This is a genomic window from Campylobacter concisus, assembly GCF_003048775.2.
Classification (GTDB): Bacteria; Campylobacterota; Campylobacteria; order Campylobacterales; family Campylobacteraceae; genus Campylobacter_A; species Campylobacter_A concisus_I.
The window spans coordinates 1,275,744-1,287,496 of record NZ_CP049272.1; the positions used below are offsets into that span (position 1 = coordinate 1,275,744).

Genomic DNA, 11,753 nt, shown 5'->3' on the forward strand with positions numbered 1-11,753 from the left:
TTTCTTTCCTTATTTAAATAATTTTGAATGATGTTTTTTCATATACTCAACTATCTCTATGACCTCGTCGCTACCGCTAGCATCAGAATTTTCTAACGCATCATCGATGCACTCAACATAAAGATTTGCCGCCTCTTCAAGTTTGTCTTTTTTTACTCCAGCATAGTAGAACATCGCCTCAAGCACCATACTAAGCTCATAGCTAAGTTCTTCTACGCTCACCTCTTCTTCTTTCATATTTCCTCCTGTGTTTTTTTAGTTATTAGATCAACTATCTGCGCCTTGATCGGCTCGTAGCTAAAGCCATCTTTGAAATTTGCAAATAGTCCGCCGCTTGCGTTCACGTGTCCGCCGCCACCAACTAGATGTTTTGCCATGGCACTAACGTCAAGCTTGCCATTTGCACGAAAACTTAGCGTTTTTTTATTTGTCACATCGATAAAGAAGTCAAATTCAGGATTTACCACTAAAAAGTCGTTACCGATAACCGAAACATTGCCGATATTGTAAGTTAAAATTCCTTTATGATCTTTATAGTTTATGCTAAATTTCTCTTTATTTTCACTAAGTTTTTTTACGACGTAGTTTGAGATTAGATTGCTTAGCGTATCGTCTTTATCCTCTTTGAAAAATGACTTTTTAATAGCATGCACCTGCATGTCAAGCCCGATATAGTCGTTTTTTTCGTTAAGAAATTTGCTAGCTTCTTTTAATAGATGATCCATATAGAGGTTGTTTTCAGCTTCAAACATCACCTTGTTTATCTCTTTAGCATTTGCAACAAGTCCTAAGCAAACTTTGCCCATTTCGAAATTTTTATCATCTTTTAGCCAGATATCCACGGCATTTACGACGTCACTAAAAATTTCAAGCTCTTTGTTTTTGCCAAAAATACCTGCAAAAAAGTCGTAAGTGATCTTTGTGGCGCACCTTGAACTATCTAAAAAGTACCAAGCATAAGCGTTCGCGCACTCGGCACCGCTTTGGTGATGATCTAGCAAAAATAGCTTTATATTTTTACCCTCTATCATCTCAGTAAAGCTCTCACACTGAGCTAGAGTTAAATTTAGATCGGTGATCAAGATAATGTTTTTATCATCATTTGAGGCATCTATCTCAGTTAAAATTTGAGCAAATTTATCATCTATCTCTCTGCCGTAGTTTGAGTTTAGAAATTTCACATCTTTGAAGTAAAAATTTGTTATGTATTGCGCGCCGTATCCGTCAAGATCGGTGTGCGAGAGGTGATAAATTTTCATCGTTTTCCTTTATAAATTTTCTATTTCTATGACGCCAACCGTTTCAAATGGCGTATTTGCCGAGATCTCAGCAAAACTTAGCACCACGATGTCGATGGCAAAATTTGCACAGATATTTGCTATAAATTTGCGCAAGCTTGGCTCCACGCAAAGTACCATCTCTCCGTGCTGGCTCATCGGACGCTTCTCTTTTTCATGTCTTAGAGCCTGAACGATCGATGAAGTTTGAGCCACATTTATCATAAGATGATACGCGCCATCTTTATACTGCACCGCGTCCATAAGCTTTTGCTGCGCAGCACTATCTAAAATGTAAAAATTTAGCTGACCTTTCTCATCGACATAAAGCGAAGTGATGACACGTGAGAGCGCTGCACGCACGTGCTCGATGATCATGTCTAGGTTTTTACTAACCTCGGCGATGTCGCTAATTGATTCAAGTATGCTAAGCAGATCTTTGATCGGGATATTGTCTTTAAGCAGCGCTTTTAAAACCTTTTGGATCAAATTTATAGGTGCGATCCTTAGCGTATCCTCGACCACAACTGGGTAGTCGATCTTTAGTTTGTCTAATAAATTTTGCGTCTCTTGGCGAGTTAGAAGCTCAGCTGCGTTTTGCTTGATAAGCTCACTCATGTGCGTTGAGATGACGCTTGCAGGATCAACTATCGTGTAGCCGCTAAGTATGGCGTCCTCTTTGACGCTAGCATCGATCCAAAGAGCGTCTAGCCCAAAAGCTGGCTCTTTTGTCGGAATCCCCTCGATATCTTCGCTAACTAGGCCACTATCCATCGCTAGAAATTTATCAGCATAAATTTCACCCTGACCGATCACGATACCTTTTAGCTTAAAGCGGTATTCGTTTGGCGGTAATTGAAGGTTATCGCGGATCCTTATCTTTGGCATCAAAAAACCAAGACTTGAAGCAATATTTCGCCTCATAGCACGAATTCTCTCAATGAGATCCACGTCAGCTAGCTTTAGCAGGCCATATCCTAGGTCGAGCTCTAAAATTTCAAGCTTCAAGATGTCATTTATCTTTGTCTCTTCTTCTCTTGCGATCTCTTCGTCGCTCTTCTTTGGAACCTTAGTAGTGGCACCACTAGCAGCTGCTCCTGCTCCACCTTGCGTAGCGGCTCCAGCTTTTTTAGAAGCTGTTTTGTCTTTTGACGCAAGGCTTAAATTTAGCCCGCCATCTTTGGTCTGTTTGATAATGTAGCCAAGCCCCAAAAATAGCAGCGCTATAAAGCCAAGAGAAAGGGTTGGAAGTCCAGGAACAAGGGCAAACATAAATAGTATGAAGCCCACTATCAGTAAGGTTTTATAATCCCCTAATAGCTGATTTAACGTACCTTCTGCAAAGTCCTCATCGTCCTTGCTAGCCCTTGTGATGATAATAGCAGTCGCTGTTGATGTGATCAGTCCTGGGATCTGACTCACAAGGCCATCGCCGATAGTTAGGATCGTATAATACTGAGCAGATGTCGCCATATCAAGGCCATGCTGAAACGAACCGATAGCAAAGCCGCCGATGATATTAATGATAGTGATGATGATGCCAGCGACGGCGTCACCTTTTATAAATTTAGACGAACCATCCATCGCGCCATAAAAATTTGCTTCGCCGATGATGGCTTGACGTCTTTCGCGCGCTGTTTTTTCGTCAATCAGGCCTGCATTTAGGTCCGCATCTATCGCCATTTGCTTACCTGGCATCGCATCAAGTGTAAAACGCGCTTGCACTTCACTTACACGGGTTGAGCCCTTTGTTACGACCATAAAATTTATGAGAACCAAGATGCAAAAGACGATGGTGCCGATGACAAAGTTGCCGCCAACGACGAAATTTCCAAAACTTGAGATGATCTCGCTGACCGCTTCTGGGCCGTTGTGACCTTCGCTTAAGATCATACGCGTGGTTGCGATATTTAGCGAGAGGCGAAAAAGCGTAACGATAAGGATCAGTGTCGGAAATGTGCTAAGATCGGTTGGTTTTGGCACATAAATCGAAATTAAAATTATAAGCACAGAAATCGAGATCGAAAGTGCCAGGAAAAAGTCAAGCACCGTGCTTGGAAGCGGTACGATGATGATAGCAAGGATGGCAACAATGATACCAACGATGCTAAGACTTTTAAACTTAACAATTGGCGCAAGAAACGGCGCAACAAGAGTTAAGATGTTATTTTTTTGCTTTGCCAACTTTACTTCTTAACGATGTCACTTAGTTTTATCGCATCAAGCATCTCGTCGATCTTGCCTTGAAGACCGCTAAACATCGACCAAATTTGACAGCTCGAGGCTTTGTTTGACGGGCAGCCATCCGCAGAAGATGAGCACTCAAAGACGTTAAGTTCACGTTTTTCAGCGCACTCTATTATCTTTTTTATGCTTAAATTTTCAGGTTCGTTATTTAGCGCGAAACCGCCATTTGCCCCTTTAAACGACTTTAAAATTCCATCTTTTGCAAGATTTTGTAAAATTTTGGCTAAAAAGCTTTTTGAAATTTTAAGTTCATTTGAGATCGTATCAACATCAACTGGAGATGATTTTTGAGATATTAAAATAAGTGAAAGTAGAGCGTATTCGCTTGCCTTTGTAAAAAGCATTTATCTTCCTTAAATCTTTAAATAGCCCTAATTTTATTAAATTTTTACTGCATTTTTCATTAATTTTTAAAAAGCGTAGTTTTATCTAACTTTATGTTTTAAATGATATAATCGCTCTTCCAAAATTCACCAATCAGGAGGTCATTATGGCTTTGGATTCGGCTAAAAAAGCTCAAATAGTTGCGAAATTCGCTAGAAAAGAGGGAGATACAGGCTCTCCAGAAGTTCAAATAGCTCTTTTAACAGCTAGAATAACTGAACTTACAGAACACCTTAAAATTTTCAAAAAAGACTTTTCATCACGTTTAGGTCTTTTGAAACTAGTTGGTCAAAGAAAAAGACTTTTAAAGTATCTTAAAAACAAAGACTACACTACATATTCAAAACTAATCTCTGAGCTTGGCTTAAGAGATAAATAATCCATCGGAGAGCGATCTGCTCTCCTTATTAAATTTCCTTTATCCATATTTTTTATTCAAAATTTACAGCTCAATTTTAAAATTTTTCTATCTTTAGTATTAATTTATCTACTCACAATATGATTAACCTTTTTAAATAAAGTAAAATTAGAATTAATTTCTTTATTTTATATAAAAAGCTAAATCTCTATATCTTTATTTCTTTTATAATAAATTTATCAATTTTAAATAAATTTTAAAATCCCTAAATAATTGACTTTATTGGAAGTAAATTAATTTTAGCTTAAATTAGAAATTTATTTTTATAGATAAAGAATTTTTATTAAAGATTAAGAATCTGACTACTAATATTATCCATATAAAAATATGCATATATTGCATAGCAAAGGAGAAAATGATGAAAGAAGGCAAAGTCATCTGTCCTTATTGTGGGACAGGCTGTCAAGTAACCTTGCATGTGGAAAACAATGTCGTTCGTGCCGCCACTGGCGTTGAAGACAATCCAGTCAATCAAGGAAATTTATGTTTAAAAGGCTTTTATGGCTGGGATTACGTTGCAAGTCCAGATAGACTCACAAAACCATTAATTAGAAAGAAAAATGGCGTATTTTCAAAGGATGGTGATTTTGAGGAAGCTAGCTGGGATGAGGCGCTTGATCTTGTCGTAGAAAAAATGAAAGAGACCAAGGCAAAATATGGTCCAGACGCATTAGCCGGAAATTTCTCAGCACGCTGTACGCTTGAGGACAACTATGTCGCTCAAAAGTTAATGCGCGCTGTAATTGGTACAAATAACGTCGACCACTGCGCTAGAATTTGACACGCTCCGACAGTAGCAGGACTTGCTAAAACAATCGGAAACGGAGCTGCCACAAATAGCTTTACAGAGATTGGCACTTATAGTAACTGTATATTAATGATAGGCTCAAATCCAGAAAATGGCCACCCAATCGCAGCTATGCACATCCAAAGAGCGCTAAACCGCGGTGCTAAACTGATCGTTATTGATCCTATTAAGACCGAGTTTGCAAGCAGAGCTGACATTCACTTACAACTAGAGCCTGAGCACAACATCCCAGTTATCAACGCACTTCTTTATACTATCATCGAAGAAGGCCTTGTAAATGAGGAATTTGTAAGAGATCACACAATAGGCATTGAGTACGTCAAAGAAGCTGTAAAAGACTATGCTCCAGAGGTCGTGGCTAAATACACAAGGCTAAATCCAGAGGATATCAGAGCGGCTGCTAGAATGTACGCTACCACAAAGCCAGCTGTCATCACTCACGGCATGGGTGTAACTCACTTTAACCACGGCGTTGGCGGAGTTTGCGATGTGTCAAATTTATTCTTGATCACCGGCAACATCTGCGAGCTTGGCACAGGCGACTTACCACTAAGAGGCCAAGAGAACGTTCAAGGCTGCTGTGACATGGGTGTTTTGCCAAATATCTTCCCAAATCTTGGCTCAGTAACTGATCCAGAGCAAAGAGCTTGGTTTGAAAAAATGTGGCACCTAGAACCTGGATTTTTGAGCTCAAAAATAGGCGTTCATAAAACCGAAGTACCTGATGCGATCCTTGATGGCAAAGTACATTTCTTCTGGACTATCGGCGAAAATCCAGTCATCTCTGAGCCAAATACAAACCACTTCTTAAAAGGTATCGCTCATGTTGATTTCTACGTCGTGCAAGATCTATTTTTAACTGAGACTTCACTAAAAGCTGACGTCATACTTCCTGGCGTTGCAAGTAGCGAGAAAGAAGGACTTTATACAAACGCAGAACGCCGCGTACAGCACAATGAAGCAGTCATCACACCTCCAGGCGATGCTAGACAAGACTGGTGGATCGTTTGTGAGATCGCACGTCGTTTAGGTGCAACAGAGGGCTTTAACTTCAACTCACCAGAAGAAATTTGGGAAGAAGTTAGAAAATGCGACCCTAGACGATATGGTGGCATGAGTTATTACCGTATCAAAAAGTATCACGGACTTCACTGGCCATGTCCAAACGAAGATGATATGGGCGGTCAGAGCTTGTATCTTGATAAGAAATTTTTCACACCTGATGGCAAGGGTCGTTTTGTGCCATGCCTCTTTGTGGATAAGGCCGATAAGATCGAGAGCGCAAAACTTGAGTTTGCTAAGAAGATGAATATGTCGCCTGAGTATCCTATCATGGCTGGCTCAGTCGATGAAAAGACTGACGATGAGTATCCGATACAGCTTCTAACCACTAGAAAGGTCTATCAATACACCGTTGGCACTATGACAAGACGCTCACGAGCGATCGAAGAGGGTGGAGATAGTATCGGACCTATCGCCGAGATGAATCCAGCACTTGCAGCAAGATATGGCTTAAAACAAGGCGACTTCATCAAAGCATGGAGTAGATACGGCTACATCGTCGTAAAAGCTGAAGTAACAGACATCGTGCCTGATGGCATCATCCAGATGACTTTCCACTACTGGGAGAGCTCTTGCAATGAGCTAACAAGCAGTGGCTGGGACTACATCAGTAAGACTCCGACATTTAAAGCAGCTATTCAGATCAAAAAGATCGATGAAGAAGAATTTTTACGAGTTCGCGAACTAAAACGCATAAAATTCCAAACTTCAAAAATCATCTACGATGACTTCCACCATCACGGAAACGCAGCGATAAATGAGTAAATTTAGCGGGTAACTCCCGCTAAATTTCTTTACTACCAAATTTCATAATCCAAAAATTTTGACATTGCGAAGCCAAAAAATCTAAATTTTAACTTCACTATTTGTGGTTAAATTTTATATTTAAATACAAAAGCAGATATTTTTAAATTTATTTAAACGACAAAAAACTCATAAAATTTCCCCATTTAAATGTGCTCTCGACACGCTTAAAGCCAGCATTTAGGACTAAATTACTATTTTCTTCTTCGGTATATGGCACCAACACATTTTCAAGCGCCTCTCTTTTTTGAGCGATCTCATAGCGTGAGTAGCCTTGTGCCTGCTTGTAGTCCTCGTAAATTTCTATGACGCTTTTAGTAAGCTTTTTATCTTCAAAGATGATCTTTTCACTAAACAAAAAAACTCCATTTTCATTTAGTCCGTTATAAATTTTTTGCACTAGATCAGCCCTTTTTGGCGGTCTGATAAACTGCAAAGTGTAGTTTGCCAAAACTGCGTCAAAGCCCTCTAGCTCGCACTCTAAAATGTCATCCAAGATAAACTCTATATCAGCTCCATAAGCTTTTGCCTTGTTTTTTGCATTTGCTAGCATCGCCTCAGAGTTATCCACACCGCTTAACACGAGATCGTTTCTAAGGTTGTTTAGCAAAAGCAGACTATTTGCCGTAGAGCAGCCAAGGTCGCACACTTTTGCTGATTTTGGCAAAATTTTAGCAAGCAACTTTGCGTTTAAATTTGAACTAACGTCGTAAAACGGCACCGAGCGCGATATCATATCATCAAAAACGCTCGCCACAAAGTCATCAAACTCAAACTGCTTGCTTATAGGCTCTTTAAAAATTTCATCTCTCATATACCAGCTCCATATCCGTCAAAGTATCTCATCGTCTCTCCAAAAAAAAGATCGCACACGCCCACACACTGCCTAGCTTCGTTTATATCGCGTTTTATCTGCTCTTTTAGCTCGCTAAGAGAGTTAAATTTCTTATTATCGCGCAAACGTTTTATGAAGCAAACGGCGACGTGCTTCGTCACTTTTGGCGCAACCTCGTCTAATATGTGTGTCTCGACGCTAAAATTTCCATCTGTACTAAGCCTATTGCCTATAAATGTGACCGAGCCGTAGGTATATGAGCCTATCCTAGTTCTTGTGGCATACACGCCGTCTTTAGGCAACAGATAGTTTTTTACATCCAAATTTAGCGTTGCAACTAGCTCCTTTGCACCGATGCCCTGCCCTTTTATCACGTTGCCCTCGATTGAGTACTCCCTGCCTATTAGCCTGTTTGCCTCATGGATATTTCCTTGGCGTATCAGCTCCCTAATGGCCGAGCTATGCACGCCCATGCCGTCATAACAAACCTCATCAACGACCACTACCTCGCCATCAAAAATTCTTTTCAGATCGTGCTTGTCCCACGCTCTATTTCTACCAAATCTAAAATCAAATCCAACAACAATCTTTTTTAAATTTTTAAAATCATGTTTTAAAAGTGCGATAAATTCCTCGCCGCTAAGCCCTTTAATAGTGTCAAAATCATACAAAAAGCAAGGATAGTTTGAGTACTCCGCTCGCTTTAGCTTTGGCGTGATGTTGGCTTTATTTTTATCGATCACGACAAGTCCGCCAAACTCGCCAAGCTGCTTTAAAAGCTGTTTATGCCCTCTATGCACGCCGTCAAAGTGCCCGATCGCAACGGCAGTGATGTTATCTTTTGTTAAAAGCGTAGAAAAATTCGGCATTTCCCTCTTTCCCTTTTACTTCGCACTCTTTGCAAGCTATCATTTTAAATCCTAAGCCATTAGCCATCACTTCAAATCTCTTCATCGCTAAATTTATAGCTTTCATATCAGTGACGACGCCTTTTTTATTTCGTTTTACGCCAACACCCACTTCAAATTGTGGCTTAAAAAGCGTGATAATGAGCGAATTTTCACTTGCTAGCTCACAAATGGCAGGCAAAATTTCAGCTAAAGAGATAAAGCTAACATCGCAAGTTATTAGATCAAATTTGTTTAAATTCTCTTTTGCAAACTCCCTGACGTCAGTTTTCTCATAAATTTTTACTCGATCATCGCTTCTTAGGTTAACGTCAAGTTGATCAGTGCCCACATCCACACCAGTCACGCTTTTTACGCCACGCTCAAGCAAAATTTGCATAAAGCCACCAGTCGAGCTACCTATATCAAGCGCATTTTTGCCAGCTAGATCAAATTTCATCGATTCCAAAAAGCTCTTTAGCTTAAGTGCCCCTCGCCCAACATAAATTTCATCAAGCAGCGAAATTTTAGCTTCGCTAACCTCGCTTGAAACCTTAGTGCAAATTTCGCCATTTGTTAGCACCTTGCCAGATTTAATGAGCTCACTCGCCTTGTTTCTGCTTATGTTTAAAACGCTTGCGACGTAGTTATCAAACCTCAAGTTTTAGCCTCTCATATTCGCTCTCATCGATCACTCGCACGCCTAGCTCATTTGCTTTATCAAGCTTACTGCCAGCCTCCTCGCCAGCTAAGACAAAGTCCGTTTTTTTAGAAACTGAGTTTGAAACCTTTGCGCCAAAACTCTCAAGCTCGGCCTTTATCTCATCTCTTGGGCGACTTAGCGTGCCAGTTATCACGACCGTTTTGCCACTTAGCGCGTTTGAGACGCTTTGCACCTGCGCCACGCTTGGCTGCACGATCTGGCTAAGAGCTAAAATTTCTGCTCTATTTACCTCGGCAAAATCAATTAGACTATTTGCCATCTCCACGCCAAAGCCCTCAAGCGAGGTTAGCTCTTCAAAGCTAGCGTCAAGCCAGCCCAGCCCAAAGCTACTTGCTAGCTTTTTAGCCGCTACTTCGCCGATGTGCTCGCAGCCAAGCCCCGTGATAAAGCGCGATAGCTCTGCACCTTTGCTAGCTTCAATAGCATTTAAAAGGTTATTTACCTTTTTCTCTTTAAAGCCCTCAAGCACCATGAGATCATCAAATTTAAGGCCGTAAATGTCTTTTATGCAGGCAATTAACCCCTTGTCAAATAGCAAATTTACGATCGCATCACCAAGGCCGTCTATATTTAGGCATTTTTTCGATGCGTAGTGAATTATTGAGCCAACCACTCTTGCCCTACAGCTTAAATTTTGGCACTTCAAAAACGCTCCCTCATCAAGCAAGTGCGAGCCGCAAACTGGGCAAAATTTAGGCCTCTCTATCGCCTGCTCGCTGCCATCTCGCCTATCTTTATAAACTTTTGTTATCTTTGGAATGACGTCTCCTGAGCGGATGATGCCGATATAGTCGTTTTTCATAACGCCAAGGCGCTCTATTTCATCAAAGTTATGAAGCGTGGCTGATTTTACGTTGGCGCCGTCTATGTTTACCTCATCAAGTACGCCAACAGGCGTTACTACACCGCTTCTGCCAACTTGAAGTGCGACATCTTTTAGTCTAGTCACCTTTTCAATGGCTGGAAATTTAAACGCCACCATAAATTTTGGAAATTTGACCGTATAGCCCAGCTCTTCGCAGCGTGTAAGGTCGTTTACGCGTATCACCATGCCATCCATCATCACGCTCTTTGAGTCACGATTTGCCAAAAGCTCGTTGTATGCAGCCTCAAGCTCATCTTTTGTTAAAATTTTAAAAAAATCATCTCTTTCAAAGCCAAGATCACGCACAAATTTCATCACCTCGCTGTGATCTTTTAGCCCAAGAGTATGCTCGCCCACGCCCCAAGGTATAAAAAGTAGCTTTCTTTTAGCAGTCACCGCACTATCAAGCTGTCTTAGGCTTCCGGCAGCTGCATTTCTAGGGTTTGAAAGCGGTGCCTCGCCCTCTTTTGCTCGCTCTGCGTTTAGCAGCTCAAAGTCTTCTTTTCTTATAACGACTTCGCCCCTGATTTCAATCAGCCCTTTGTAGTTAATGCTCTTTAAAACAGAATTTATCGTCTTTGCATTTTGCGTCACGTCTTCGCCTGTAATGCCATCACCCCTAGTAATCGCCCTAACCAAAACGCCGTTTTCATAAAGCAAATTTAAGCTCGCTCCATCAAATTTTGGCTCAGCAACAAAGACCAAATCTTCTTTCTCGCCACGCTTTAGCCACGCATCAAGCTCGGCTAGATCAAAAATATCTTCCATACTCCACATGCGTTTGATGTGATTAGCCTTGCTAAAGCCCTCTTTTACGGTGCCGCCCACGCGTTTTGTAGGTGAAAAGATAGAAATTTCGCTTGGATTTGTCTGCTCATAATCAAGCACAGCGTGATATAGCGCGTCATACTCCTCGTCACTTGCAAGTGGCTCATCCTCGTCGTAGTAGGCCTTTGCCCACGCATTTAGCGTATCTACCGCTTTTTCGTACTCTTGTTTTGTCATTTTTGCTCCAAATTTACACCGCATTTTATCTTAAACATACTTTATAAATGATCCAATTTTAGCTCTCTCGTATCAAAAAGATGGACATTTTTATAGACCTTTGCTATCTCATCCCTCGCTCTCATCAGCGCAAAGCCAAGTAAATTTTGCCCTCTCCACTTCATAGGATTTTGCGCATTTTCATCGCTTGCGGCTAAACCTATGCCCCAAATTTTATCAACTGGGCTTGCCTCAACTAAAACTTTACTCCCAGTTTGGATCAAAAAGTCTCGCAAAGGGGTATTTTGGCTAAATTTTAGATAACTCGCATTTAGCACGCCGCCAAATTTGATCTCATCCCAGACCTTAGCGTCAAAGCCTCGCACCTGCCTACCAAGCGCCTTCATCTGCACTGGATCTTTAGCGGATAGAATTTGTGCCGCAGAGCCTCTTTATCG

At 40.9% G+C, this 11,753-nt stretch carries 11 protein-coding genes; 2 read left to right on the forward strand and 9 right to left on the reverse strand.

Features of this window, described 5'->3' with window-relative positions; all coding sequences use genetic code 11:
• Nucleotides 1-9: 9 nt before the first annotated feature.
• From CVT17_RS06410 to CVT17_RS06425, 4 genes are read right to left on the reverse strand one after another with little or no spacing between them, the layout of a single operon-like run.
• Entirely contained in the window at nt 10-237 is a 228-nt protein-coding gene (locus CVT17_RS06410) for a hypothetical protein (RefSeq protein ID WP_021089755.1), read from the reverse strand.
• Nucleotides 234-1,259 carry a DHH family phosphoesterase gene (locus CVT17_RS06415; RefSeq protein WP_107858896.1) on the reverse strand — a complete coding sequence of 342 codons (1,026 nt, stop codon included), beginning with the start codon at nt 1,257-1,259 and terminating at the stop codon, nt 234-236. Before CVT17_RS06415 ends, CVT17_RS06410 begins: the two co-directional genes overlap by 4 nt.
• 9 nt (nt 1,260-1,268) lie before the next feature.
• Nucleotides 1,269-3,461, reverse strand: a complete 2,193-nt coding sequence (gene flhA, locus CVT17_RS06420; protein ID WP_107770138.1) for a flagellar biosynthesis protein FlhA — start codon at nt 3,459-3,461, stop codon at nt 1,269-1,271.
• A gap of 2 nt (nt 3,462-3,463) precedes the next feature.
• Nucleotides 3,464-3,868, reverse strand: a complete 405-nt coding sequence (locus CVT17_RS06425; protein WP_072594593.1) for an RrF2 family transcriptional regulator — start codon at nt 3,866-3,868, stop codon at nt 3,464-3,466.
• A 146-nt stretch (nt 3,869-4,014) separates the two neighbouring features.
• Between CVT17_RS06425 and rpsO the strand changes: the two genes are divergently transcribed.
• Nucleotides 4,015-4,287: a 30S ribosomal protein S15 gene (rpsO, locus tag CVT17_RS06430; RefSeq protein ID WP_004317763.1), complete on the forward strand. Its 273-nt coding sequence runs from the start codon at nt 4,015-4,017 to the stop codon at nt 4,285-4,287.
• Between the two features lie 394 nt (nt 4,288-4,681).
• Nucleotides 4,682-6,961, forward strand: coding sequence for a molybdopterin oxidoreductase family protein (locus CVT17_RS09455; RefSeq protein ID WP_307781498.1), 2,280 nt, complete (start codon nt 4,682-4,684; stop codon nt 6,959-6,961).
• Between the two features lie 148 nt (nt 6,962-7,109).
• Here CVT17_RS09455 and cmoA read toward each other — a convergent pair whose 3' ends face one another.
• From cmoA to CVT17_RS06465, 5 genes are read right to left on the reverse strand one after another with little or no spacing between them, the layout of a single operon-like run.
• Nucleotides 7,110-7,814: a carboxy-S-adenosyl-L-methionine synthase CmoA gene (cmoA, locus tag CVT17_RS06445; RefSeq protein WP_107858895.1), complete on the reverse strand. Its 705-nt coding sequence runs from the start codon at nt 7,812-7,814 to the stop codon at nt 7,110-7,112.
• Entirely contained in the window at nt 7,811-8,704 is an 894-nt protein-coding gene (locus CVT17_RS06450) for a bifunctional riboflavin kinase/FAD synthetase (protein WP_107858894.1), read from the reverse strand. The genes cmoA and CVT17_RS06450 overlap by 4 nt, the downstream gene beginning before the upstream one ends.
• The gene (tlyA, locus tag CVT17_RS06455; RefSeq protein ID WP_107858893.1) at nt 8,670-9,383 is read right to left on the reverse strand and encodes a 23S rRNA (cytidine-2'-O)-methyltransferase TlyA; all 714 of its coding nucleotides are present in this window, start codon (nt 9,381-9,383) and stop codon (nt 8,670-8,672) included. The genes CVT17_RS06450 and tlyA overlap by 35 nt, the downstream gene beginning before the upstream one ends.
• Nucleotides 9,373-11,316, reverse strand: a complete 1,944-nt coding sequence (gene ligA, locus CVT17_RS06460; protein ID WP_107858892.1) for an NAD-dependent DNA ligase LigA — start codon at nt 11,314-11,316, stop codon at nt 9,373-9,375. The genes tlyA and ligA overlap by 11 nt, the downstream gene beginning before the upstream one ends.
• Before the next feature lie 41 nt (nt 11,317-11,357).
• Nucleotides 11,358-11,702 carry an NADAR family protein gene (locus CVT17_RS06465; protein ID WP_230853276.1) on the reverse strand — a complete coding sequence of 115 codons (345 nt, stop codon included), beginning with the start codon at nt 11,700-11,702 and terminating at the stop codon, nt 11,358-11,360.
• Between the last annotated feature and the right edge of the window lie 51 nt (nt 11,703-11,753).